25 protein-coding genes are annotated in these 24,576 nt (G+C 64.4%); 11 read left to right on the top strand and 14 right to left on the bottom strand.

Annotated features, from left to right (window positions below; all coding sequences use genetic code 11):
- The first annotated feature begins 68 nt into the window (after window positions 1-68).
- From ACVJ19_RS11200 to ACVJ19_RS11180, 5 genes are read left to right on the top strand one after another with little or no spacing between them, the layout of a single operon-like run.
- Entirely contained in the window at window positions 69-926 is an 858-nt protein-coding gene (locus tag ACVJ19_RS11200; RefSeq protein WP_453949097.1) for a branched-chain amino acid ABC transporter permease, read from the top strand.
- Between the two features lie 4 nt (window positions 927-930).
- Window positions 931-2,148, top strand: a complete 1,218-nt coding sequence (locus tag ACVJ19_RS11195; protein ID WP_453949099.1) for a substrate-binding protein — start codon at window positions 931-933, stop codon at window positions 2,146-2,148.
- Window positions 2,149-2,154: 6 nt separating this feature from the next.
- Window positions 2,155-3,246 carry a branched-chain amino acid ABC transporter permease gene (locus ACVJ19_RS11190; RefSeq protein WP_453949100.1) on the top strand — a complete coding sequence of 364 codons (1,092 nt, stop codon included), beginning with the start codon at window positions 2,155-2,157 and terminating at the stop codon, window positions 3,244-3,246.
- On the top strand, window positions 3,236-3,967 hold the full coding sequence (locus ACVJ19_RS11185) for an ABC transporter ATP-binding protein (RefSeq protein WP_026312070.1): 732 nt from the start codon (window positions 3,236-3,238) through the stop codon (window positions 3,965-3,967). The genes ACVJ19_RS11190 and ACVJ19_RS11185 overlap by 11 nt, the downstream gene beginning before the upstream one ends.
- Window positions 3,960-4,655 (top strand): ABC transporter ATP-binding protein, encoded by a 696-nt coding sequence (locus ACVJ19_RS11180; RefSeq protein WP_453949101.1) that lies wholly within the window; start codon window positions 3,960-3,962, stop codon window positions 4,653-4,655. Before ACVJ19_RS11185 ends, ACVJ19_RS11180 begins: the two co-directional genes overlap by 8 nt.
- 199 nt (window positions 4,656-4,854) lie before the next feature.
- Here ACVJ19_RS11180 and ACVJ19_RS11175 read toward each other — a convergent pair whose 3' ends face one another.
- Window positions 4,855-5,091, bottom strand: coding sequence for an AbrB/MazE/SpoVT family DNA-binding domain-containing protein (locus tag ACVJ19_RS11175; protein WP_453955111.1), 237 nt, complete (start codon window positions 5,089-5,091; stop codon window positions 4,855-4,857).
- Window positions 5,092-5,400: 309 nt separating this feature from the next.
- Between ACVJ19_RS11175 and ACVJ19_RS11170 the strand changes: the two genes are divergently transcribed.
- On the top strand, window positions 5,401-6,411 hold the full coding sequence (locus ACVJ19_RS11170) for a restriction endonuclease (protein WP_453949102.1): 1,011 nt from the start codon (window positions 5,401-5,403) through the stop codon (window positions 6,409-6,411).
- A 32-nt stretch (window positions 6,412-6,443) separates the two neighbouring features.
- Here the strand turns inward: ACVJ19_RS11170 and ACVJ19_RS11165 are convergent, their stop codons facing one another.
- The 4 genes from ACVJ19_RS11165 to ACVJ19_RS11150 form a co-directional block, all read right to left on the bottom strand.
- Complete coding sequence (locus ACVJ19_RS11165; RefSeq protein WP_453949103.1) at window positions 6,444-7,946, bottom strand: L,D-transpeptidase family protein; 1,503 nt, start codon at window positions 7,944-7,946, stop codon at window positions 6,444-6,446.
- A 495-nt stretch (window positions 7,947-8,441) separates the two neighbouring features.
- Entirely contained in the window at window positions 8,442-9,404 is a 963-nt protein-coding gene (locus ACVJ19_RS11160; RefSeq protein ID WP_453949104.1) for an acetyl-CoA carboxylase carboxyltransferase subunit alpha, read from the bottom strand.
- A gap of 305 nt (window positions 9,405-9,709) precedes the next feature.
- Window positions 9,710-10,669 (bottom strand): site-specific tyrosine recombinase XerD, encoded by a 960-nt coding sequence (xerD, locus tag ACVJ19_RS11155; RefSeq protein ID WP_453949105.1) that lies wholly within the window; start codon window positions 10,667-10,669, stop codon window positions 9,710-9,712.
- 17 nt (window positions 10,670-10,686) lie between these two features.
- The gene (locus tag ACVJ19_RS11150; RefSeq protein WP_035669499.1) at window positions 10,687-10,833 is read right to left on the bottom strand and encodes a hypothetical protein; all 147 of its coding nucleotides are present in this window, start codon (window positions 10,831-10,833) and stop codon (window positions 10,687-10,689) included.
- Window positions 10,834-11,004: 171 nt separating this feature from the next.
- Here ACVJ19_RS11150 and ACVJ19_RS11145 point away from each other — a divergent pair, with 171 nt between their 5' ends.
- The 3 genes from ACVJ19_RS11145 to ACVJ19_RS11135 all read left to right on the top strand — a co-directional run bounded on the left by ACVJ19_RS11145 (window position 11,005) and on the right by ACVJ19_RS11135 (window position 14,187).
- The gene (locus ACVJ19_RS11145) at window positions 11,005-11,628 is read left to right on the top strand and encodes a shikimate kinase (protein WP_453949106.1); all 624 of its coding nucleotides are present in this window, start codon (window positions 11,005-11,007) and stop codon (window positions 11,626-11,628) included.
- Window positions 11,625-12,767: a 3-dehydroquinate synthase gene (gene aroB / locus ACVJ19_RS11140; protein ID WP_453949107.1), complete on the top strand. Its 1,143-nt coding sequence runs from the start codon at window positions 11,625-11,627 to the stop codon at window positions 12,765-12,767. The genes ACVJ19_RS11145 and aroB overlap by 4 nt, the downstream gene beginning before the upstream one ends.
- A 67-nt stretch (window positions 12,768-12,834) precedes the next feature.
- Complete coding sequence (locus ACVJ19_RS11135; protein WP_453949108.1) at window positions 12,835-14,187, top strand: hemolysin family protein; 1,353 nt, start codon at window positions 12,835-12,837, stop codon at window positions 14,185-14,187.
- Window positions 14,188-14,316: 129 nt separating this feature from the next.
- On the opposite strand, the gene ACVJ19_RS11130 is transcribed toward ACVJ19_RS11135, so the two are convergent.
- Window positions 14,317-14,589 carry a BolA family protein gene (locus ACVJ19_RS11130; RefSeq protein WP_453949109.1) on the bottom strand — a complete coding sequence of 91 codons (273 nt, stop codon included), beginning with the start codon at window positions 14,587-14,589 and terminating at the stop codon, window positions 14,317-14,319.
- A gap of 105 nt (window positions 14,590-14,694) precedes the next feature.
- Here ACVJ19_RS11130 and ACVJ19_RS11125 point away from each other — a divergent pair, with 105 nt between their 5' ends.
- Window positions 14,695-15,324 (top strand): J domain-containing protein, encoded by a 630-nt coding sequence (locus ACVJ19_RS11125; RefSeq protein WP_453949111.1) that lies wholly within the window; start codon window positions 14,695-14,697, stop codon window positions 15,322-15,324.
- A 366-nt stretch (window positions 15,325-15,690) separates the two neighbouring features.
- On the opposite strand, the gene ACVJ19_RS11120 is transcribed toward ACVJ19_RS11125, so the two are convergent.
- From ACVJ19_RS11120 to cobS, 7 genes are all read right to left on the bottom strand, one after another.
- Window positions 15,691-16,098: a hypothetical protein gene (locus tag ACVJ19_RS11120; protein ID WP_453949112.1), complete on the bottom strand. Its 408-nt coding sequence runs from the start codon at window positions 16,096-16,098 to the stop codon at window positions 15,691-15,693.
- 216 nt (window positions 16,099-16,314) lie between these two features.
- Complete coding sequence (locus ACVJ19_RS11115) at window positions 16,315-17,427, bottom strand: NADH:flavin oxidoreductase/NADH oxidase (RefSeq protein ID WP_453949113.1); 1,113 nt, start codon at window positions 17,425-17,427, stop codon at window positions 16,315-16,317.
- Between the two features lie 139 nt (window positions 17,428-17,566).
- A complete protein-coding gene (locus ACVJ19_RS11110; protein ID WP_453949114.1) occupies window positions 17,567-18,262 on the bottom strand; it encodes a hypothetical protein in 696 nt (231 codons plus the stop codon).
- 195 nt (window positions 18,263-18,457) lie between these two features.
- Window positions 18,458-19,528, bottom strand: a complete 1,071-nt coding sequence (locus tag ACVJ19_RS11105; protein WP_453949115.1) for an esterase-like activity of phytase family protein — start codon at window positions 19,526-19,528, stop codon at window positions 18,458-18,460.
- Window positions 19,525-21,432 carry a cobaltochelatase subunit CobT gene (gene cobT / locus ACVJ19_RS11100; RefSeq protein ID WP_453949117.1) on the bottom strand — a complete coding sequence of 636 codons (1,908 nt, stop codon included), beginning with the start codon at window positions 21,430-21,432 and terminating at the stop codon, window positions 19,525-19,527. The genes ACVJ19_RS11105 and cobT overlap by 4 nt, the downstream gene beginning before the upstream one ends.
- Complete coding sequence (locus tag ACVJ19_RS11095; RefSeq protein WP_453949118.1) at window positions 21,429-21,839, bottom strand: GNAT family N-acetyltransferase; 411 nt, start codon at window positions 21,837-21,839, stop codon at window positions 21,429-21,431. Before ACVJ19_RS11095 ends, cobT begins: the two co-directional genes overlap by 4 nt.
- Window positions 21,840-21,842: 3 nt before the next feature.
- Window positions 21,843-22,841 (bottom strand): cobaltochelatase subunit CobS, encoded by a 999-nt coding sequence (gene cobS / locus ACVJ19_RS11090; protein WP_172786549.1) that lies wholly within the window; start codon window positions 22,839-22,841, stop codon window positions 21,843-21,845.
- A 295-nt stretch (window positions 22,842-23,136) separates the two neighbouring features.
- Between cobS and ACVJ19_RS11085 the strand changes: the two genes are divergently transcribed.
- The gene (locus ACVJ19_RS11085; RefSeq protein ID WP_453949119.1) at window positions 23,137-23,796 is read left to right on the top strand and encodes a DedA family protein; all 660 of its coding nucleotides are present in this window, start codon (window positions 23,137-23,139) and stop codon (window positions 23,794-23,796) included.
- Window positions 23,797-23,989: 193 nt separating this feature from the next.
- Here ACVJ19_RS11085 and ACVJ19_RS11080 read toward each other — a convergent pair whose 3' ends face one another.
- Window positions 23,990-24,235 carry a PilZ domain-containing protein gene (locus ACVJ19_RS11080; protein WP_026312067.1) on the bottom strand — a complete coding sequence of 82 codons (246 nt, stop codon included), beginning with the start codon at window positions 24,233-24,235 and terminating at the stop codon, window positions 23,990-23,992.
- Window positions 24,236-24,576: the final 341 nt, after the last annotated feature.

The following is a 24,576-nucleotide window of genomic DNA, read 5'->3' as shown; positions in this document are numbered from 1 at the left end:
GGAGCGTTTTCGAGCGAAGTGGATACCGGTTCGCGTCAAGAAAACGCGTCAAAACAAGAATCTACCGCATGGCTAACGCGTTCGTCGCGGCGTTCGAGATCCTGAGCTTCGGCGCGATCATCGTCCTGATCGTGCTGGGGCTCGGGATCATCGCCAGCATGATGGGCATCTTCAACTTCGCGCAAGGCGAGTTCGTCCTGCTCGGCGCCTACATCACCTATCTTGCCTATGCCAAGGGCCTGCCGATCTGGGCCGGCATGGTCGCGGCGCCCTTCTTGGTCGGCGCGCTCGGCTTCGTGCTGGAGGCGCTGATCATCCGACGCTTCTATGCCGCGCCCATCGTCGCCATGCTCGGCACCTATGCGCTCGGCCTCATCATCCGCGAATCCGTGCGCGGCCTGATCGGCGGTTTCTATCTCACCGTGCCCGAGCCGATCGGCGGCTCGATCGACATCGGCGCCATGCACATCTCGGCCTGGCGCTTCACCATCATCGTCATCACGCTGCTGGTGATGGGCGGCTGCTACCTGCTGCTGTCGCGTACGAGTTTTGGTTTGCGCGTCCGCGCCACGCTGGAGAATCCGTCGCTGGCGCGCGCCTCAGGCATCTCAACGCCGCTGATCTACGGCGCCACTTTTGCATTCGGTGCCGCGCTCGCCGGCCTTGCCGGCGCGCTGATCGTGCCGGTGTTCAGCCTGTTCGCCGATCTCGGCCTGCGCTTCCTGATCCAGGGCTTTGTCGCCGTCATGGTCGGCGGGGTCGGCTCATTCATCGGGCCGGTCGCGGGCGCCGGCGTCATCGGCACGCTGAGTGCCGCACTGCCATGGGTGATGGCGCCCGTCGTCGCCGACGTTCTCGTCTTCGTGCTCGCCATTGTCTTCATCAAATTCCGCCCGCAGGGCCTCATCGCTGGAAAAGGGGTTTAGTCACATGTTCGATCGCACTCAGCTCACACGCCGTCGTTTCCTCTCCAATTTCGCCTTCACCACCGGCGCGGTCGCGACCGGCGTCGGCAGCTGGGTGATCCCGGCCGACTGGGCCAACGCGGCGGAAGGCCCGATCAAGGTCGGCATCGCCACCGACCTCACCGGCCCGATCGCCTATGCCGGCAATGCCGATGCCAATGTCGCCAAGATGGTGATCAAGGAGATCAACAATTCCGGCGGCCTGCTCGGCCGTCCGCTCGAGCTCTATATCGAGGACACCGCGTCGAACGAATCCGTTGCGGTGGGCAACGTGCGAAAACTGATCCAGCGCGACAAGGTCGATATGGTGCTCGGCGGCATCACCTCCTCGATGCGCAACGCGATCAAGGACCCGATCGTCGCGCGCGGCAAGACGCTCTACATCTATCCGCAGCTCTACGAAGGCAAGGAGTGCACGCCCTATCTGTTCTGCACCGGCCCGACGCCGGCTCAGCAGTGCGACGAGTTCATTCCCTGGCTGATCAAGAACGGCGGCAAGAAGTTCGCGCTGCCGAGCGCCAACTATGTCTGGCCGCATACGCTCAACGTCTATGCCCGCAAGGTGATCGAAGCGAGCGGCGGCGAGGTCGTGTTCGAGGAGTACTATCCGCTCGACCAGGTCGACTTCTCCTCGACCGTCAACCGCATCATCTCCAACAAGGTCGACGTCGTTTTCAACACCGTCATTCCGCCCGGCGTCGGCCCGTTCTTCAAGCAGCTCTACGAAGCGGGTTTCCTCAAGAACGGCGGGCGTCTGGCCTGCGTCTACTATGACGAGAACACGCTCAACATCAACCAGGCCGCCGAGATCGAGGGTCTTGCGAGCTGCCTCGACTATTTCAAGGTGCTGACCAAGGAGAACCCGTTCGACGCCAAGATTCAGGCGGCTTACGAGAAGGACTTTCCGGGCAACTTCCTGTTCGCCGCCGGCAGCGCCGCGACCGGCACCTATCGCGGCCTGAAGCTGTGGGAAGCCGCCGTCAAGGAAGCCGGCAAGATCGACCGCGAATCCGTTGCTGCCGCGCTCGATCACGCCAAGATCGCCGAAGGTCCCGGGGGACCAGCCGAGATGGTGCCGGGCAAGCGGCACTGCAAGATGAAGATGTACACCGCAGTCGCCAAGGGCGGGAATTACGAGATCGTCGCGCGCAGCAACGGCCTCGTCGATCCCAAGGAATGCTGACGTAGAATGCCGAAAGCGATGGGCGCAGTGAAGCAGGCGGTCCCCGCCGAGATCGGCGGGGAGCAGGGCGTTGCAAGGGCGAGCATTGGAACGGAGGCACAAGCCGCCGCGGGACGAAAAGTCCTGCCGATCGTGGAGGGCGTCGTGCTGGTCGCGGCGCTGCTGGCGCCGCTGGTGCTGCAGGATTATCTCACCGTGTTCGCGACGCGTGTGATCATCCTCGCGCTGTTCGCGCTGTCGTTCGACCTGGTCTGGGGCTATGCCGGCATCATGAGCTTTGGCCAGGCCCTGTTCTTCGGCTCGGCCGGCTATGGGGTCGCGCTGCTCGCGCGCGACCTCGACATCACCAATATCTTCCTGGTGCTGCCCGCCGGCACGCTGATCGGCCTCACCTTCGCGCTCTTGCTCGGCGGCTTCCTGCTGCTGGGCCGGCATCCCTCCAGCGTGATCTTCGTCTCGCTCGGCACGCTCACCGGCTCCTACGCCGCCGATCGCCTCGCGCGCGGATGGTACTATCTCGGCGGCCAGAACGGCATTCCCTCGATCGCGCCGATGTCGCTCGGTGGTTACGAATTCTCGGAAGGACCGCCGTTCTACTATCTCGTGCTCGGCATCCTCGTCGTCGTCTACCTGCTCTGCCGCTTTCTGGTGCGCTCGCAGTTCGGCCTCGCGCTCGCCGGCCTGCGCGAGAACGAGCAGCGCATCGCCTTCTTCGGCTACAAGGCGCAGCACCTCAAAGCGATCATCTTCGCCATCGGCGGCGCCATCGCAGGCCTCGCCGGCAGCCTCTATGCCTTTCACGAAGGTTTCGTCTGGCCCAATATGGTCGGCGTCGTCGTCTCGACGCAGGTCGTGCTCTACGTCCTGTTCGGCGGCTCCGGCACGCTGATCGGCGCCGTCATCGGCACCGTGATCGTCGAGGGCGTCAGCTTCTGGCTCTCGGACAATTACCGCGACATCTGGCCGATCATCCTGGGCTTGCTGCTGCTGCTCGTGATCCTGTTCCGGCCGCTGGGCCTGATCAGCTTCGTGCTCGGCGAGCGCGAGCGGGTCGGCAGCTTTGGTGCCAAGATCAAGGAGAAGCGCAATGCTCCTTGAAGCCGCCGGCATCAAAAAAGTCTTCGGCAAGCTCACCGCGCTCGACGGCGCCGCGCTCACCGTCGGCGAGAACGAGTTTCACGGCCTGATCGGTCCAAACGGCTCCGGCAAGAGCACGCTGATGAAGTGCATCGCCGGCGCCGAGGTGCCGACGCAGGGAAAAGTCTCCTTCGTCAACACCGACATCACCGCCTTCACGCCGACGGAGCGGGCCCGCGCCGGCATGAGCCTGAAATTTCAGATCACCAGCGTGCTGCCAACGCTGACGCTCTACGACAACATTCTGCTCGCGCTGCAGGCGCAGTCCTCGCTGTTCGATCTCGTGTTCTCGCGCACCCGCGGTGCGCTGCACGACCAGGTCATGACCATGCTGACGCAGTTCCGGCTTGCCGATCGCGCCTTCGATGCCGCGGCGGCGCTGTCGCATGGCCAGCAGCAATGGCTGGAGATCGCGATGGCGCTCGCCGGCAAGCCGAAACTTCTGCTGCTCGATGAGCCGACCGGGGGCATGAGCCTGGAGGAGCGCCGCGTCACCGGCGAGCTGCTGCAGCCGATCAAGAAACATTGCTCGCTCGTCATCGTCGAGCATGACCTCGATTTCATCCGCGACATCTGCGATCGCCTGACCGTGCTCGACCAGGGCAAGGTGCTGGCATCGGGCACGGTGTCGGAGATCCAGGCCAACAAATCCGTCCAGGAGATCTATCTGCGCCGTGCCTGAATTTTTGGACATCAAGCATCTCGACGCCGGCTACGGCCGCAGCCAGGTCCTGTTCGACGTCACAATCGGCATCCCCTGGCGCGGCGGCGTCGCCGTGCTCGGGCGCAATGGCGCCGGCAAGACCACGCTGATGAAGACCATCGTCGGCGAGCTGTCGGCGTGGAAGGGCGAGGTCGCCTTCGACGGCCGCGACATCAGCCGCCGCGCCACCCAGGAGCGCGTCCGCGCCGGCATCGGCTATGTGCCGCAGGAGCATTCGGTGTTCGCGCGCCTGTCGGTGCGCGACAATCTCGCGGTCGGCTCGCTCGCGAACAAGGATGCCACCGCCGTCGACCGCGTGCTGACCATCTTCCCCAAGCTCGGCCAGCGCCTCGACCAGCCCGCCGGCACGCTCTCCGGCGGCGAGCGCAAGATGCTCGCCATCGGCCGCGCGATGTTAGGCGATCCAAAGCTATTGTTGCTGGATGAGCCGACCGAAGGCGTCTGGATTGGCGTGATCGAGGAGATCACCGAACGCCTGATCGAGCTCGCCAAGGAGATCGCCGTGATCATCGTCGAGCAGCACCTCGACCTCGCCTTGCGCGTCGCCGACTACGCCTATGTGCTGGACCGCGGACGGATCGCACTGCAGGGAGAGGCCGGCGAGGTGAGGGGCAATCCGGAGCTGATGCGGTATCTGGCGCCGTAGACGTCGCCCCCCGTCGCCTTCAATCCTTCGCAACGTGCACCCACCGGTCCCGTCATCCTGAGGTGCTCGCCGCGCGGTGCAAGGCACCGCGCGGCGAGCCTCGAAGGATGAACGGCCGAGCTGCCAGCCGGGCCGTCGCCCTTCGAGGGCCGCTGAAGAAGCGGCCACCTCAGGGTGACGGTAAGGAGAGGCTTGGCCGTTACCGCTCGTTTGCCTCGTCGCGATCGAACTTGTAGTCAGCAGGCAAGGGAGGCCAGTCGCGTGCTCGCAGATTTTCGATCGCTCGCCGGCGCTGCTCCTCCTTGGTCTTGACTTCGATCGTACCCTCGCGGGCGATGACCACTTCAAGTTCGTCGCCCTCCTTTAGACCAAGCTGCTCTACTAGTGCTTCGGGCAAGCGCACCGCGAGGTCGTCGCCCCATTTTGAAACCCGCATGATCGCCTCCACGATATTCGGCCCGAAGACCCCGGGCGTCAGGACGACGCGACTTTGCCCCACCTGGCTGGGCCTGTCGTATGCCCGCTGATCGCTCATCGGACAACCCGCCCTGCGACCACATCTGGCGCCAGCGCCGCCCACGTCCACCGCAACTCACCCCACGAACCGTGACGATCGCGACCCGCCCCTTCCGGAGGGTTGAGATGGCGCGGAGGATAGAGGTAGGGACAATTTCTAGTTTAGCGGAATGGTCAATTCAATGCAGCTGTTTTAATATTCCTAGCGCATCGAAAGCGAGGCATGAGAATGGCTGAGGAGCGCCCGATTTGGGGCATACATATGAATAGGCGGTTCGGCGCCCGGCCCATCGATGACGGCTTTGTCGCTATTGGGTGGCTCTCGATGGGTGACCTTTCAAAGCTGCCTCCAAAGCGAGAGTCGTACAAGAAAGCAGTGTCTGCGGCGTATCCGACCATCAAGCCGGGAGCCATTCCAGTTGTCGCGGGTACGCTCTTCAAATTCGTCCACGAGATGAAAAGGGGCGATCTGGTCATCTATCCTTCAAAGGAAGACCGGATGGTCAACCTTGGCGTCGTCGAGGGCGACTATCAGTTTTTAGCAGCCGCGGACGAGATGCTGTGCCCCAATCGACGAAAGGTCAGATGGACACATCGGATCGCGCGGCCGACCTTCTCTCAAGGTGCTCTGCATGAGATAGGGTCTGCGGTGACGCTGTTTAGCGTGAAGAACAATGCCGACGAGTTCATGGCTGCGTTCGAGGGGAAACCTTTGCGCAGTGAAGACGTGGATGCAGAAACCGGAGACGCTGCGGCGGCATTTGCGGAGGAGGAAGTCGAAGATTTCGTCCTTAAGCGCCTAAAGTCGGGATTGTCGTTTCGACAATTCGAGTACTTCATTGCACATCTTCTAGAACGTATGGGCTATCACTGTCGGGTAACTCAAGCGACGGGAGATGGCGGTGTAGATATTCTCGCTCACAAAGACGAGCTTGGCTTCAAGGACGTAATCAAAGTTCAATGCAAGCAAACCCTGAACACGATCGGGCAGCCGCAAGTGGCGCAACTGTACGGGCACATACAAGATAACGAGAACGGCCTCTTTGTAACCCTGGGCAACTATTCGGCGCCGGCTTTAGAGTTCGAGCGCGCCAACCAAAATATTCGACTTATGACCGGGGACGAGTTGATTAAGCTGATCTTCGATCATTACGAAGAGTTCGAGCCAAGGTATAGAATGCTGTTGCCGTTGAAGCGGACGTACGTCGTTGCGACGGACGACGATGGACTAAGCGAATAGAGGCGATCGGTCTACGACTCTAAAGAGATCTGCTACTTCATCGCCCCAAAGCGGCTGTCGAACGAGTTCGACTGCACCACCGGCGCGGCTCCCATGATCTGCGTCGCTTCACCCGCGCCATCCGAAACGGACGGCTTTAGCGCGGGACGCGTTGCGGCAAGCCGCGTATCCGGCTTCGGCGGCTCGGCGGGCTTCGCGGCCACGGCGACGGCCGGCTTCGGCGCTTCCTTGGCCGTGTCGCGGCCGGGTACGAACCGGGTCACAGCAGCCTTCAGCCGCGATGCTGCGGTCGGCGGCGTCGCGGAGGTCGTGGCCGGAGCAACCGACGCGGTGGCTTGCGGCGGAGGCGTCGTGGTCGCCGTGGTGTCGGCGGTGCCGAGGCCCATCTTGCGGCCGAGATTGGAGAAGAAGCCGCCGGATTTTTCGGCAGGCTGAGTCGCGGCGACGCGGGTGTTGGCAGCGGGCGCGCTGCTAGCTGTGACCGGCTCTTCCTGCGGCGCAGGCGTGGCCGCGGCCGCGTCGAGATTCGGCTTGGGCGGATTGACGTGGCCAGGGATCGTGCCGGGCGCCTTCGCCATCGCCAGCATCTGCAGCGTATTGCCTTCGGCGCCTTCCGACAGGCCCGTCGAGCCTTCCGGAATCTTCGCCGCAAAAATCTTGTTCATGCCGCCGTCGATGCCGGTGTTCATGCGCGCCACCGGCGTGCCCTTGGCGACCAGCCTCGCGTATTCGGCCTCGTCCTTCGTCTGCTTCTCGCGCACGGCGCTGGTGACGTCCTCGGGGATCACATAGGCCGGACATTTTGCCGAGGCGTCGAACACCGGATCGCGCTTGGCGTCGGCCGGCTTCGTTGCGTCGAAGACGTACTTCTTCTCGCAGAAATCGACCCTCGGCTCCTGCCGCGTCACCTCGAAATGATCATAGCCTTCCTTGATCATCTTCCAGAAGGCCATGTTCGGATTGTTCCGGTGCTTGGCCATGTTCACCGGCGTCATCTTGAACGGATAGGCCTGCAGCTGGAACGCCTTCTGGCCGCCGAAGAAGGATTCGCGGCCGAGGGAATAGATCTCGGCGATCTGCTCGTCCGTCATGGCGTAACACCCGCGCGAAGAACAGTCGCCGTGCACCATCAGCTGCGAGCCGGTGCGGCCCAGCGCCTTGTCGAATGCGTTCGGATAACCCGTGTTGAAGGACAAGTAATAGGCCGACTGCGGATTCATCTGGCCCGGATTGATCGAATAAAATCCTTCCGGCGCCTGGCGGTCGCCTTCGCGCACCTTGGGGCCGAGGTCACCCGACCAGCGGCAGATCGGATAGGTCTTGAGCAGCGCGAACTGGCCGTTGCGGGTCTGCTTCCAGACCTCGAGCTCGGCCTCCTGCTTGAACAGGCGCACCAGGATCGGCGATTGCAGATCCATGTCCTTCTCGACCATCGCGGCGAGCAGCTTCGGCGGCACCGGCTGGTTGGCCTTGGCATTGGTCGCGAGCGAAACCTGGTCGGTGTCGCAGCCGGCCAGCAGAACACCGGCCGTCATCAGCGCAACCGAAGCCAAGAGCGCGCGAGCAAGCGAACGAGAAATCAAGATGGACCCCACACCGTGCCGGGCAGAGAGCGCGAACCCCAATTCATTTGGCGCATGATCCGACCGGAAAACCACCCGCCGTGACGGGCTCGTTCAGACCACGCTCCAGCGCTTATGCCCTGAAGCCATTGATTAAAATTCTAACCTCTGGGTCATGTGGTCGCAACCCGAGCGGGGATCACGAGCCCGTTGGCCCAGTGGCATGGTCAACAGAGACTAAATGGACGCGACTTTGGGCCTTACTTGGGCTTTTCGGCCCAATCCGGACTCAGATCGCCGATTTGGGCAAAAAAAGGGTTAACGCGGGGTTACCCGGGGGCTGCTCGAAAGGTCTCGTAGGGTGGGCAAAGGCGCGAAGCGCCGTGCCCACCATCTACCTACCCGTACGGCTTGGAATGGTGGGCACGCTTCGCTTTGCCCACCCTACGAGACCGGAATCGAGGCGAATCAGCCCAGTTTCCGGCCGATATCGAGGAATTTTTGCCGCCGCTGCTTGCGGATGGCGTCGCCGTCGAGGCCCTGGAGCTCGTCGAAGGCCTTGGCGATGGCATCGCCGGTGGTGGCGATCATGGCGGCGGGGTCGCGATGGGCGCCGCCAACCGGCTCCTTCAGGATTTGATCGATCACCCCGAAGCGGAGCATGTCCTGGGCGGTGATCTTCATGTTGTTGGCCGCTTCCTGCGCCTTGGTGCCGTCGCGCCAGAGGATGGAGGAGGCCGCCTCCGGCGAGATCACGCTGTAGATCGCGTGCTCCAGCATCAAGACCTTGTTGGCGGTGGTGATGGCGATGGCGCCGCCCGACATGCCCTCGCCGGTGATGATGGCAACGTTCGGCACGGTCAGCGCGAGGCACGCATCGGTCGAGCGCGCAATCGCCTCGGCCTGGCCGCGCTCTTCGGCGCCGATGCCGGGATAGGCGCCGGCGGAATCGGCGAGCGACAGCACCGGCAGGCCGAACCGCTCGGCCATCTCCATCAGCCGCACGCATTTGCGATAGCCTTCGGGGCGCGCCATGCCGAAATTGTGCCGGATGCGGCTCTCGGTGGAATCGCCCTTTTCCTGGCCCATGACGCAGATCGGCTCGCCGCGGAAGCGGCCGAAGCCGGCGACCAGTGCCTCGTCCTCGCCGAACTTGCGGTCGCCGGCGAGCGGGGTGAATTCGGTGATCAGGCCCTTGATGAAGTCGTTGAAATGCGGCCGCTGCGGATGCCGCGCGACCAGCGTCTTCTGCCACGGCGTCAGGTTCGTGTAGAGGTCCGCCAGCGCCTGCGCCGCCTTGTCCTCGATCCGGCCGACCTCGTCGCTGATGTCGGTGCCGGTGGCGGCGAGCGCGCGCAATTCGTCGACCTTGGAGTCGAGCTCGGCGACGGGCTTTTCGAAGTCGAGATAGCTGCGCATCTGGTCTTGCATCAACTCAGTATAGGGGGACGGGGCGAGGCGTCGAAGCGGATTTGGAGCCGAGGAAAGAAGTGTAGCGTCTTCAACGAGTTGGCTTGTGTGCTCGTGGCAGCCGGCCAAATCAGTCGTGAGGCCCCGGCTCTTTCTGCGGAGATGTGGCCGAAGTCAAGGCGGTTTCCTTCACCTCTCCCGCTTGCGGGAGAGGTCGGCGCGAAGCGCCGGGTGAGGGTTTTCTCCCCTTGGGGGTTCTTCGTTGTGGAGACACCCTCTCCCCAACCCTCTCCCGCAAGCGGGAGAGGGGGCGCACCTCCCGCGACCTACTTCTCCGCCAGCGGGTGCAGGTCGCGCACCAGGCTCTTCAGCCGCTCCTCGACCACATGGGTGTAGATCTGGGTCGTCGAGATGTCGGTATGGCCGAGCAGGGTCTGCACGATGCGCAAGTCGGCGCCGTTGTGCAGCAGATGGCTGGCGAAGGCATGGCGCAGCACATGCGGGGAGACCAGCCGGGCCTGCAGGCCGGAGGCCACCGCGAGCTCCTTCAAATCGCGGGCGAAATGCTGCCGCGTCAGATGTCCGCTCTCGCCGAAGGAGGGGAACAGCCATTTCGAGGCGGCGAGGCTGTCTTTCTTCTTCTCCGTCTTCGCAGCTTCCGTCGTGCTGAGATAATCCGCCATCGCCTGCCGCGAGGCGTCGTTGAGCGGCACCAGGCGTTCCTTGTTGCCCTTGCCGCGTACCACGATCATGCGCGCGTCGCGCTTGGCCGCCGAGCGCGGCAGCGCCACCAGCTCGGAGACGCGCAGGCCCGTGGCGTAGAGCACTTCGAGCAGGCAATAGAGCCGCAACGCCCGCAGTCGTTTCGACGGTGATACCTCTTCCGCCTCGCTCAATTCCTTGGCGCGGCGGAGCATGCGGTCGACATCGGCGATCGACAGCACCTTCGGCAGGCCGCGGCCGCGCTTCGGGCCGGACAGGATCGCCGCGGGATCGTCACCGCGGATGCGCTCGTTCAGCAGGAAGCGGTAGAGGTGCCGCATCGCCGACAGCCGGCGCGCGACACTGGTGGATTTGAAGCCGCGGGTGTCGAGGTCGGCGAGGTAGTCGCGCAGCGTCTGCGTTTCCGCGTCTGCGAATGTATGGCCGACGCGGCCGAGAAACTCCGAGAAATCGGTGAGGTCGCGGCGATAGGCGTCGAGCGTATTGGGCCCGGCGCCTTGTTCCGCCGCGAGCATGTCGAGGAACAGGCCGGTGAGCCTGCTGTCTGAGGGCTTTGCACGCATGCCCCGGAGCCTAGCTGCTATTTCTTGAGAAACTTATCCGGTGGGATCGTCACGGTCATTTCCCGCGGCTTCGGGTTGACGAAATTCGCCAGCGCGAAGACCACGCCATAGACGATGCCGGCGATCACGGCGACAACCGTCAGGAAGCGGAACAGGCTGGGCATCGTTCTGGGGTCTCTGTAGGGGCTTGGCGGGCAAATTAACCAATGAAATCATCCAACATGTTCGCCGTTTCGTGGCAAGAGTCCACTGGCGAGGCCCCCTTCGGGGTCGTATAGGTGGCCAAAGCGTGCCGCCTTTGGCGGCAGATTGAGCGAGATTTAGAGCTGAGATTTATGTCCGACGCCGCGTTGCCGATTCCCGCTTCGCCTGAGGCCGACATCCTGTCGGCGCTCGGGGCGCGCTCGATCGTGCTCGTCGGCATGATGGGGGTGGGTAAATCCACCATCGGCCGCCGCATGGCTATCAGGCTCAAGCTGCCCTTCGTCGATGCCGACACCGAGATCGAGGCGGCGGCCGGCATGACCATACCGGAGATTTTCGAGCGCCACGGCGAGGTGCATTTCCGCGACGGCGAGGCCCGGGTGATCGCGCGCCTGCTCGAGGGCGGCCCGGTGGTGCTGGCGACCGGCGGCGGCGCCTTCATGCGCGAGGAGACGCGGACCCGCATCGCCGCCAAGGCGATCTCGATCTGGCTCAGGGCGGACCACGACGTCATCATGCGCCGCGTGCGCCGCCGTGCCGACCGCCCGCTGCTCCAGACCGCCGATCCCGAAGGAACCGTGACGCGTCTCCTGACCGAGCGCGAGCCGATCTACGGCAAGGCCGACCTCACCATCGCCTCGCGCGACGTGCCGCATGACAAGATCGTCGAGGAGTGCATCGAGACGCTGCACGCCCATCTTTGCGGCGAACAGTCCGCCCCACCACCTGCCGACGTTGCGAGTGCGATAAGATGACTGCGCCGTTGAAACATTCCGATCCGGTCAATGTCGACGTCGCGCTCGGCGATCGCGCCTATGACATCGTCATCGGCCGCGGGGTGCTGTCTTCGCTCGGCGAGCGCGTCGCCGCCTTGCGCCCCGGCGTGCGCACGGCCATCGTGACCGACCGCACCGTTGCAAAACATTGGCTCGAGCCGACCGAAGCATCCCTCGCAGCTAGCGGCATTCCGACCTCGCGCATCGTCGTCGAGGAAGGCGAGATCTCGAAAACCTATGCGGGGCTGGAAAAGGTCAGCGAGGCCCTGATCGCCGCGAAGATCGAGCGCAACGATCTCGTCATCGCGCTCGGCGGCGGCGTGGTCGGCGATCTCGCCGGCTTTGCCGCGGCGATCCTGCGCCGCGGCGTCGATTTCGTGCAGGTGCCGACCTCGCTGCTGGCGCAGGTCGATTCATCCGTCGGCGGCAAGACCGGCATCAACTCGCCGCAGGGCAAGAATTTGCTCGGCGCCTTCCACCAGCCGGTGCTGGTCATCGCCGACACCGCCGTGCTCGACACGCTGTCGCCGCGCCAGTTGCGCGCCGGCTATGCCGAGGTCGCCAAATACGGCGTGCTCGGCGACGAGGCCTTTTTCAGCTGGCTGGAAAAGAACCATTCCGACATCTTCAAGGGCGGCTCGGGGCGCGAGCACGCGATCGCGACCTCCTGCCGCGCCAAGGCCGGAATCGTCTCACGCGACGAGCGCGAGACCGGCGAGCGCGCGCTGCTCAATCTCGGCCACACCTTCGGCCATGCGCTGGAGGCCGCGACCGGTTTCTCCGACCGCCTGTTCCACGGCGAGGGCGTCGCCATCGGCATGACGCTGGCGGCGCAGTTCTCGGCGAAGCTCGGCATGATCGGCGAGGCCGATGCAGCGCGGGTCGAGCGGCATCTCATTGAGGCGGGCCTGCCGACCCGCCTGCAGGATATCGCGGGATTTGCCCAGGAAGGGCTCGCCGACGCCGACGCGCTGATGGCCCTGATGGCGCAGGACAAGAAGGTCAAGCGCGGCAAACTCACCTTCATCCTGCTGGAGGCCGTGGGCCGCGCGGTGATTGCCAAGGACGTCGAGCCGGCGCCGGTGCGCGACTTCCTGAAGGCGAAATTATCGCAGTGATGGCAGGATCGTCTCGATCTGCCGCCCGAGAGGCGGCGCGGAAGGTCAAGGCGGTCGCGAGGCAAACATGAGTTCGATCTCGATCAATCTGCTGCTTGCGGTCCTCCTGCTCGCCGCCAACGCGTTTTACGTGGCGGCGGAATTTGCTCTCGTGAAGAGCCGCGGCTTTCGCGTTAAGGCGATGGTCGAGCAGAACCGCTTCGGCGCGCGTTTGCTGCAGGCCATGATGGGGAACATCGAATCCTATCTCGCCTGCTGCCAGCTCGGCATCACCATGGCCTCTCTCGGGCTTGGCTGGATCGGTGAGCCGACCGTGTCTGCGCTGCTGAGCCCGATCCTCCGTCCCCTCGGAATGCCGGAGGCGACGCTGCACTTCACCTCGTTCATGGCGGGTTTCCTGGTTTTCTCCTCGCTGCACATCATCATCGGCGAACAGGTGCCGAAGACGCTTGCGATCAGAGAGCCGATGCCGGTCTCGCAGTGGATTGTCTATCCGCTTCATGCCTCCTACCTGGTGTTCTATCCGCTGAGCTGGTGTCTCAACACAGCTTCGAGCGCGATCTTGCGCCTGATCGGAGTCCAGGAGTTTTCGCAGCACGAGATCCTGACCGATTCCGAGATCGAGGGTCTAGTCGAGGAATCCGCCGTGCACGGCAAGATCGAGAGCGGTGAGGCCGAGTACATTCACAACGTCTTCCGCCTCGGCGAGTTGACCGTGTCCGATGTGATGGTTCACCGCACCGCCATGGTGATGATCAACGCCGACCTGCCGCCGGAGGAGTTGGTGCGGGAGGTGCTGGCCACCGAATACACCCGCATTCCGCTGTGGCGCGACAAGTCGGAGAACATCATCGGCATTCTGCACGCCAAGGATCTGTTGCGGGCCATCCGCGCGTCGGAAGGCGATACCTCGCGCATCGACGTCGCCGCCATCATGCTGCCGCCCTGGTTCGTGCCGGAAATGCGGCCGATATCCCAGCAGCTCAAGGCGTTCCGCCGCCGCAAGACCCATTTCGCGCTCGTCGTCGACGAGTATGGCGAGGTTGAAGGCCTCGTGACGCTCGAAGACATTCTGGAGGAGATCGTCGGCGATATCTCCGACGAGCACGACGTGGTAGTCGCCGGCGTGCGTCGCCAGCCCGATGGCTCGGTCGTGGTCGACGGCTCGGTGCCGATCCGCGACCTCAACCGCGCGCTGGACTGGCATCTGCCCGATGAAGAGGCAACCACGGTTGCCGGCCTCGTCATTCACGAGGCGCGCTCGATCCCCGACCGCGGCCAGAGCTTCACCTTCCACGGCTTCCGCTTCCGCGTTCTGCGCCGCGAGCGCAACCGCATCACCGCGCTCCGTATTTCACCGGTGCCGCGCGAGGCCGAGATGGAAGAACCCAGGCCGAGACGGGCCGGGACGTCGTTCTAGTTGTGCTTACATTGCCAACTTGCAGCGTCATTCCGGGGCGCCCGAAGGGCGAACCCGGAATCTCGAGATTCTCAGGGGCGCAATTGCGCCCCATAGTTCGATGCTTTGCATCGCCCCGGAATGACGGAGCTAGCCGCCTTCCCCCGGCGCCTGCGCGTGGATCGCGAGGGCGTGCACGCCGCCGGAAAGTTCCGCGGCCAGCGCCGAATTTATCATGCGATGGCGCTCGACCCGGGTCTTCCCTTTGAAGGCATCAGACACGATATAAACCCGAAAGTGCGTCTCGCCGCTCGGCCGATGGCCGGCGTGGCCCTCATGCAGATGTGACTCGTCGATGACCTCGAGGCTTTCCGGCGTGAAAGCTTCCTGCAACTTGTTGCTGATAGTGTCTTTCATAACCATGAGTGCCATTAAGGCGTACGATCGCGCCCCGTCAATGCCCGGGGTTTCATGCTAAATGCAATGTCAAGACTTGAAGGTTTTTGCATTGCGTAGTCAAAGTCAGCCATGCCGATCGATTCATCAAAGTTCTTCGACTCCATCCGCGTGAAGCCGCGAGGCAAGCAGCCGGAGGTGAAGCCGCGCGACACCGTGGTCAACTGCGAGTGGGCGGGCTGCGCGAACAAGGGCGCGCACCGCGCGCCGAAGGGGCGCGAGAACCAGCGCGAGTACTGGCACTTCTGCCTCGACCATGTGCGCGAGTACAACCAGAACTACAATTTCTTCTCCGGCATGAATGCCGACGCCGTCGCGCGCTACCAGAAGGATGCGCTGACCGGCCACCGCCCGACCTGGAAGATGGGCGCCAACGGCGGCAAGAAGGGTGCGGAAGAGATCGACATGGCGTCCGATCCTTTCAGCATGTTCAGCGAGATCAACGGCCGCGCCAACTGGCGGAAGGGCCCGGACGCCCAGCCCAAGGCCGAGACGCGCAAGGTCATGAATGCCGAGCGCAAGGCGCTCCAGGTCATGGGTCTCGGTCCCGACGCCACGCTCGCCGACGTCAAGAGCAAGTACAAGGCGCTGGTCAAGCAGCACCACCCCGACGCCAACGGCGGCGACCGCTCGACCGAAGACCGCCTGATCGAGATCATCAAGGCGTATAATTATCTGAAGACGGTGGTGCGGGAGGCCTGAGGCCTCGCGTAGCGTTCTCTCGGAGGAGCGGAAGTCGCAGCCACACCCTCGGTGTCGTCCCGGCCTAGTGCGCAATTGCGCACGGGGGGCCAGGACCCATAACCCCAGGGAGTAGTTTGGCGAAGACCCGTAGTGAAGATCTTCCTGCGGTACCAGCACCTACATTCAACGATAGATCACGCGGTATGGGTCCCGGCTTTCGCCTGGCGAAAGCCAGGACCCATTACCCCAGGGAGGGGTTTGGCGAAGGCTGGTTGTTCGGGATTAGCACCATTCGCAATCGATAGATCACGCGGTATGGGTCCTGGCTTTCGCCAGGACGACGGCGGAATATCAGGCGCGCTCTGCGTGCCCCTCACCTTCCCCCTACTTCCGCATCCGCGCCTTGGCGCCGGCGACGATCTGCATGGCGACGCCGGCGGTCCAGCCGAACAGGACGAGCCAGGTCCAGACCATGTGCGGGTCGAGGCGGAGCACGATGACGGCGACGGAGGCGAGCGCGGTGAGCGTGGCGCAGAGCGTGCCGGCCGAGCTCAAAAATTCCGCGGCGTCGATGGCGCTGTGCGCGTCGTCGAAGGGCATCTGCGGTGTGTCGATGCCGAGATAGAAGCCGACCGCACCGAGCGCCATCATCAGCATCAGGAACCCCTGCGTGGTCAGCGGTGCGATCGCCGATCCGACATAGGCGCCGACGAACAGCCCGCACGCAGCCCCCGCCATCGCGAGGCCCACGCGCTCGAACACGTGGGCAGCTTTACGAACACCAAACCGCATGGGCAGCCTCCGTGAGGCGTTGATTGCGCAGAGGGTAGGCCAGTTTCGGGGGGCGTGGAAGCTGAAGAGGTTTACGGATGCGTGAGGGGTAACTCTTACGGGGGCGCGACGAGCTTCGCTCGCGCATGAGATTCTCGCCGCACCTGTACCCCCTCACCCGGATTGCGCTTGCGCGCAATCCGACCTCTCCCCGCAAGCGGGGAAAGGTGAAGAGAGTCACCGCGCCCCGAACGTGGTCTTGCCGAACAGCGCCTTCTGCGTCGAGGGCTGCGAGCGCCAGTATTGCGGCGGGGCCTCGACTTCGCCGCCGAGCTCGGCGGCGGCGTGCCAGGCCCAGCGGGGGTCGTAGAGCATGCCGCGGGCGAGCGCGACCATGTCGGCCTTGCCGGATGCTACGATCTCCTCGGCGTGCTTTGCCTCGGAGATCAGGCCGACGGCGATGGTCGTCACTCCCGTCTCGCGGCGGATCGCTTCCGCGAACTGCACCTGATAGCCGGGGCCGAGCGGAATCTTCTGCAGCGGCGAGACGCCGCCGGATGAGGCGTCGATCCAGTCGATGCCGCGCGCCTTCAGCGCTTTGGCGAATTCGATGGTCTGCGCCAGATCCCAGCCGCCCTCGACCCAGTCGGTCGACGACACCCGCATGCCCACGGGCTTGTCGTGCGGGAACACGGCGCGCACGGCGTCGTAGATTTCGAGCGGAAAGCGCATGCGGTTTTCGAGCGAGCCGCCATACTCATCGGTGCGCCGGTTCGAGATTGGCGACAGGAACTGATGCATGAGATAGCCGTGCGCGCCGTGCAGCTCGATGGCATCGATGCCGAGGCGGTCGGCGCGCCTGGCGCAGTCGACGAAGGCATCGCGGATGCGTTTCAGGCCCGCACTATCCAGCGCGAGCGGGGCGGCCTCACCCTCCTTGTGCGGCAGCGCCGAGGGCGCCACCGTCTGCCAGCCGCCTGCGCTCGCCGGAATCAGCTGGCCGCCGTCCCAGGGCCGCGCGCTACTGGCTTTGCGCCCGGCATGGGCGAGCTGCATGCCGATCGCGGTGGAGGAATGCTTGCGCACCGAGGTGAGGATCTGCTTCAGCGCGGCCTCGCAGGCATCGCTGTAGAGCCCGAGGCAGCCCGGCGTGATGCGGCCGATCGCCTCGACATGGGTCGCCTCGATGCAGAACATCGACGCGCCCGACAGGCTGAGATTGTTGATGTGGGTGAAGTGCCAGTCGGTGGCGACGCCGTCGTCGGCCGAATACTGGCACATCGGCGACACCACGACGCGGTTCTTCAACGTCAGGCCGCGCAGCTTGATCGGGGAAAACAGGGCGCTCATGCGGGGAGTTCCAGAGGATGGGGGATGAAAGCGATTGCATGAAGTCTAGTCGCGGAAGCGCGAATTGCCAGTTGCGCAGGCGGCATACCCGCCCGCACGCCGTGCATTTGCGCAAATGTCCCGGTCGCAGGCCGGCCCGCTACCGCTCGAAAACCCCGAGCCTGAGCTTGCCGACGCGGTTGCGATCCCCGCGCCCGAGCGTGACGGTGGCGTGGGCGGCGAACTCGATCGTATAGCGGCCGTCCTCCATCTTGGTCAGGCTGCCGAGCTCGCCGAGCCTGTCGGCAAGCGCCTTGTCGTCCTCGACGAACAGACGGTAGTCGTTGAAATCGTAGCGGCGCGGTCCCCGCCACTTCACGGTTGGAAAATAGGTGCGCATGTCGCCGTCGGTCTTGACCACGACGGTACGGCCCGCCGCCTTGCGAAACAGGTCCGGCGTCTCGATCAGCCGCGCGCGATGACCCTCGATCGCATAGATGTTCAGCGTCATGATGTGACGCTCGGTGCGGAAGGAGACCGCGACATAGCGCGAGTCGGGCGACCACTCCGCGTAATAGGCATCGGAGGCGGTGTCGAGATTGTTCTCGTGGCTGATGTTGTCGAGCACGGCCAGCCGGCGATGCTTCGGCTCCGCCATCAGATAGGCGTGAAATCTGTCATGTGCGCCGTCGCCCTCGCCATGGACGGCGATGGCGAGCCGCTTGTTCGGCGCCCAGCCGCCCGTGATGATGCCGTACTCGCCCTTGGCATAGGTGTGCTCGGCCGTGGCGTGCGCCTCGGGCAGTGCTGCAAGCATGACGAAGAGTGCGGCAACGATGGCGCGGAGGAGTTGCATGACGGTTTGTCGCGGCATAATGCGCGGACGTTCACTTCATCGTCGTCCTGGCCTAGTGCGCGATTGCGCACGGGAGCCAGGACCCATTACCCCAGGGAGGAGTTTGACGAAGACTCGTCGTTGGTACTTCAACCGGCCACACTCGATAGATCACGCGGTATGGGTCCCGGCTTTCGCCAGGACGATGGCGGAGAACTACTCCACCAGCGTGAACTGCAGCAGCAGGGTGCGCTGGAGCATGGAGAAATTGTCGTCGGAGACGAGGGTCAGCACGGTCTCTCCCTCCGCGGTGACATGGGCGTCGATGCCTTCCATGTTGTCGATCTCCTGGCCGAGATCGGCCTTGAACAGCGCGGGGCCGTCGACCAGCGCGCCCGGCACGATGGATTTCAGGGGGATCGAGCGGATGCGGATGTCGACGCCGGTGAACCAGGAGAATTTGCGTTCGAGGATCAGGAGCTCGCCGGAGGGCAACAGCACCGCATCGCTGATGTCGAATTTCTCGGTGCGGCGGACGCTGAACTGGCCGGGCGTGGGGCCGCCGATCAGGAATGCGACTAGGTTGCCGTCGGCGTCGAGCCCGCGCTCGGAGAACGCGATCAGGCTGCCGGCGAGAGGCTGGCCCTTCGGGACCAGGACCAGCGCCTCCAGCCCCTTGTTGTGCGGCAGCTTGCGCAAGCCCGGCGGCACCGGGATCGGCTCGCCGCGGGCGCGGACGCCGCCTTTGGCGAAATCGTAGCGCAGGATCTGGTTGACGCGCTCGAGCCCGACATAGACTAGATTGCCGTCGCGCGTCAGCGATTCCGAATCCCACCACATGCGCTTTTCGGTGATCGGCCGCCCCTCAGCGCCCAGCAGCGGCGCGGCCTCGACATCGTCGAGCCCGGCCATCTTGCCGCCGGAGTAACGGATGCGGCCGGTGAACCAGCCGCCCTGGTCGGAGATCGCGAGGAAGCGCTCGCCCTTGGCATCGAGCCGGATGCCGGACAGGCCGCCGAAGCCGCGAAAGGGCGAGGTCAGCACCAGGCCGCTGCGATATTCCAGCGAGCCGAAGCGCGTGCGCGAGCGGTCGCGCGGCTCGAAATTCGGGATGGGGCGCGCGTTGACCTCGAGGCTGGCAGGCGCGGCAACGGCATGCTCGACCTGGAGCGGGCGCGGCGGCGGCTCGCTCGTGGCTTGCGCCTGCGCGAGGCGCGAAAATGCAAGAGTGGAAAATCCCGCCGCCGCGTGGCCAAGAAAGCTGCGGCGGGATGGATGCGTGCTCACGAATGCAGTTTGCGTCGCGGGCGACCGGCCGGCTGGGTTGGTGCGGTGTTGGTCTCGCTGAACAGTTCAGCGAGCTTCTCGGTGATGGCGCCGCCGAGTTCTTCCGCGTCCACGATCGTCACCGCGCGGCGATAATAGCGCGTGACGTCGTGGCCGATGCCGATCGCGATCAGCTCGACCGGCGAGCGGGTCTCGATCTCCTCGATGATGTGGCGCAGGTGCCGCTCGAGATAGTTGCCGGGATTGACCGACAGCGTGGAATCGTCGACCGGCGCGCCGTCCGAGATCATCATCAGGATCTTGCGCTGCTCGGGCCGGCCGAGCAGGCGCTTGTGCGCCCAGTCCAGCGCCTCGCCGTCGATGTTCTCCTTCAGCAGCCCCTCGCGCATCATCAGGCCGAGATTCTTGCGCGCCCGGCGCCAGGGGGCGTCGGCGGATTTGTAGATGATGTGGCGGAGATCATTGAGACGGCCGGGATTGGCCGGCTTGCCGGCGGCAAGCCACGCCTCACGCGATTGCCCGCCCTTCCAGGCGCGCGTGGTGAAGCCCAAAATCTCGACCTTGACGCCGCAACGCTCCAGCGTGCGCGCGAGAATGTCGGCGCAGGTCGCGGCGACCGTGATCGGGCGTCCGCGCATCGAGCCGGAATTGTCGAGCAGCAGAGTCACCACGGTGTCGCGGAACGTCGCCTCCTTCTCGTGCATGAAGGAGAGCGGGTGATAGGGATCGGTGACGACGCGCGACAGGCGCGCGGGATCGAGAATGCCCTCTTCGAGATCGAACTCCCAGGCGCGGTTCTGCTGCGCCATCAGGCGGCGCTGCAGCCGGTTGGCGAGACGGGCGACGATGCCCTGCAGATGCGCGAGCTGCTTGTCGAGATAGGCGCGCAGGCGCTCCAGCTCGTCATGGTCGCAGAGATCCTCGGCGGCGATGACCTCGTCGAACTTGGGCGCGAAGGCGTGATATTCCGGACCGCGCGGCTCGTTCCTGCCATGTGCGTTCGGACGCGTCGCCTCGCCCGGCGTCTCATCGTCGCCGAGCTCGCCGTCGTCGAAGGTGTCGGAGGTCGAGGCCTGCGCGCTTTCCATCGCGCTCTCGCTCATCTCCTCGGATGATGCCTGCGCCTGGTCGGCGCTCATCTCCTGCGCGGCATCGGAATCGGGCGAGCCTTCGGCACCGGACTGATCGTTGTCGCCGTCCTGGTTCTCGTCGTTGTCCTCATTGTCCTCGCTGTCGGCGTTGCGCTCATCGCCGAGCTCGAGCGCCGACAACAGATCATGCACGGCGTCGCCGAACCTGGCCTGGTCCTCGACCACGCCGTCGAGCCGGTCGAGCCGCCTGCCGATCTTGTCTTCGAGGATGGGACGCCAGAGATCGACCATCTTCTTCGCGGCCGTCGGCGGTGCCATGCCGGTGAGGCGCTCGCGCACCAGCATCGCCAGCGCATCGGCCAGCGGCGCATCGGCGCGGTCGGTGATCTCGTCGAACTTGCCGCGATGGAAATGGTCGTCGAGCATCGCGGTGAGGTTCTTGGCAACGCCCGCCATGCGGCGCGCGCCGATCGCCTCGACCCGAGCCTGCTCCACCGCCTCGAACACGCCGCGTGCCTGCGGATTGCCGGGCATCAGCTTGCGGTGAACCTTGGGATCGTGACATGCGATCTTGAGCGCGATGGAATCGGCGTGGCCGCGCACGATGGCGGCGTCACGCTTGGTCATCTTGCGTGCCGGCTCCGGCAGCCGCGCCTTGCCCGGCGCAAGGCCCGGGCGCTCGGCGGCGAAGGAGACGTCGAGCTCGGGCGACTTGGCGATCGCCTTGAGGCAGGAGGCGACCGAGCGCTTGAACGGCTCGGTCGGCGCTTCCTTGCTGCTGCGGAATTTGGAATTGGATGATGATGTGCTCATAGCGACTTCGTAAACGAATGGCGCGTCACGCCGCCGGGATAGCCGTCGATGGTGCCGAATTCCTCGTACCCTTGGGAACGATAGAAGCCCGGCGCCTGGAAACTCATCGTGTCGACATGGGCCCGGATCGCGCCGAGCCGTCTTGCCTCGTCCTCGATCGCCGCGATCAGCTTCGAGCCATGACCCTTGCCGCGCTGCTTCTGGTCGATCCAGAAATACTGGATGAACAGAACCGTGGACCAGAGGCGCCCGACGATGCCGCCGACGATCTTGCGGCCGTCCTTCAGCGAAACCGCGATGCTCTTGACCTTCTGCTTTCCAAACTGCTCGTCGTTGTAGGCGCCGAGCCCGGCGAGCACAGCCTTCTTGGTAGTACCAATGGTGCGCTCGACGGTGATGGTTGGCATGGCCTAGCTGAGCGCCACGTTGACTGCCGATTCCGGCAGCTCCGCGTTGAAGCAGCGCTGGTAGAACTCGGCGACCAGGGGACGCTCGAGCTCGTCGCACTTGTTGAGGAAGGTGACGCGGAACGCGAAGCCGATATCGCCGAAGATGTCGGAGTTTTCCGCCCAGGTGATCACCGTGCGCGGGCTCATCACCGTCGACAGATCACCATTGGCGAAGGCGTTACGGGTGAGATCGGCAAGGCGGACCATCTTGTTGACGATGTCGCGGCCTTCCTGGGTGCGATAGTGCTTGGCCTTGGCCAGCACGATCTCCACTTCCTCGTCATGGCTGAGGTAGTTCAGCGTTGTGACGATCGACCAGCGGTCCATCTGGCCCTGGTTGATCTGCTGGGTGCCGTGGTAGAGGCCGGAGGTGTCACCGAGGCCGACCGTGTTGGCGGTCGCGAACAGGCGGAACGCCGGGTGCGGCTTGATCACCTTGTTCTGGTCGAGCAGCGTCAGGCGTCCCGAGACTTCCAGCACGCGCTGGATCACGAACATCACGTCCGGGCGGCCGGCGTCGTATTCGTCGAACACCAGCGCGACGTTGTTCTGCAGCGCCCAGGGCAAAATGCCGTCGCGGAATTCGGTGACCTGCTTGCCGTCGCGGACCACGATGGAGTCCTTGCCGACGAGGTCGATACGGCTGATGTGGCTGTCGAGGTTGACGCGCACGCAGGGCCAGTTCAGGCGGGCGGCGACCTGCTCGATATGGGTGGATTTGCCGGTGCCGTGATAGCCGGTCACCATCACGCGGCGGTTGCGGGCGAAGCCGGCGAGAATGGCGAGCGTGGTGGCGCGGTCGAAGCGATAGTCGGAATCGACTTCGGGCACGTGAGGATCGACTTCGGAATAGGCCGGGACTTCGAGATCGCTGTCGATCCCGAACACCTGGCGGACCGACACTTTCATGTCGGGCTGACCGGAAACTTCCTCAACTTTGGACAGGGCGGCGGTCGTCATCAATCCTCCGAGGTCCCGGGCGATCCCGAGACCAGTTATTGCACGTTGGCTGCGGCTGGGTGCGGCTGCGAACCTATCAGAGACAACGTGCCGGCAGAAGCCCGCCCCTCAATCAAAGTTCCGTTGTCTTTTCATTTAGATAGGTGAGAAACGCAGTTTTTGGAGGGCTGCCTTGCGAATCACGCTCGAATTTCGGGCGGGGTAACGGGGCTGCCCACGCGAATGGCACTTTCGCCGCCTCTGCCTACTTATGTAGGGTCCGAACCGAAAAGCCCCAGCCCGCCATAGAGACGACGTGACGTCCTTCCTCGATCCCCTCATCGCCTTCGTCTCGGCCCATGCATGGCTGGCCTATCTGACCCTGTTCCTGGCGGCGCTGCTGGAAGCCGTGCCGGTGGTGGGGTCGGTGATCCCCGGCTCGACCATCATCCTGGCGCTGAGCGCCCTGGTTCCGGGCGGCGAGCTGAAACTGCCATGGGTGCTGCTGGCGGCCGCCCTCGGCGCGATGCTCGGCGACGGCTCGGCCTACTGGATCGGGCACCGGCGGCAGCGCGAGATCCTCAACACCTGGCCGCTGACCAACTATCCCCGCGTGGTCGCCGAGAGCGAGAGCTTCTTCCACCGCTTCGGCACCTGGGCCGTGTTCTTCGCCCGCTTCGTGCCGCCGATCCGCGCCTTCGTGCCCGTGACCGCCGGCGCGCTGGGGATGCCGCCGGCAAGATTCTATACGGTGAACATCCCGGCGATCCTGGTCTGGGCGCCGGCCCATGTGCTGCCGGGCGTGCTGGCGGTGTCGGCGCTGCACGAATATGCCGGGCTGCATCATCATGAGCATGTCGGCAAGCATATCTGGATGCTGACCGTGGTCGGGGTTGCGATCATGGGGGGCGTGGCGGTCTGGATCTATCGCCGGCGGAATGGCGGCGGTGCCGCGGCGGCCAAGCCGCGGGGTTAGAGCCCCTCCTCGCGTCGTCCTGGCGAAAGCCAGGACCCATTACCCCAGGCAGTGGTTTGGCGAAGACTCGTCACTCGGCACTCCCACCGTCCGCGACCGATAGACCTCGCGGTATGGGTCCTGGCTTTCGCCGGGCTTTCGCCAGGACGACGATTGAGTGTGTGGTAGCGCTTCGGCCGACCACAGGGGACCTCTAAAACACCACGCCCACCCGCGTGCCGCGCTTCCACGCGATGCGGCAGCGCTTCTTGGTGTTGACGTGCAGCAGCTCGAATCTATCGGGGATCTGCACCTGGCCGCCGAGATCGACGCAGGCGCCGCCTGGCGAATAGTCGATCAGCGTGCAGGGGATCACCGGCGCGCGCGGGTCGGTGATGATCTTGGCCTGGCGGGACACCAGGCCTGCGGGTTTCACGCGGGCATATTTACGCGGATGCATTGGCACATCTCCTCCAACTCCGCTGTCGGCATGATCCGGAAAAGTGTGAAGCGGTTTTCCGAAAGATCATGCCGAACCAAAAAGGCTCGCGGCGGGCTCTGTGCAGGATGATGCGAAAGAGTTGATGCGATCCGACTAAGGTCTGCGGGAGAATTTTAATGAAAAGTAGCGGGGACTGGAGAAAGCGGCGGTAGCGGGGTGCGGAAAGCGCCGCCTCAATCTCCGCCGTCGTCCTGGCGAAAGCCAGTACCCATTACCCCAGGGAGGAGTTTGGCGAAGACTTTCCGTTCGGTACATCTGCCTTCCGCAATCGAGAGATCACGCGGTATGGGTCCTGGCTT

The organism is Bradyrhizobium sp. USDA 376, assembly GCF_054063675.1.
Note: the sequence above shows the minus strand (reverse complement) of the source record. Positions and strands in the feature narration are given on the sequence as shown.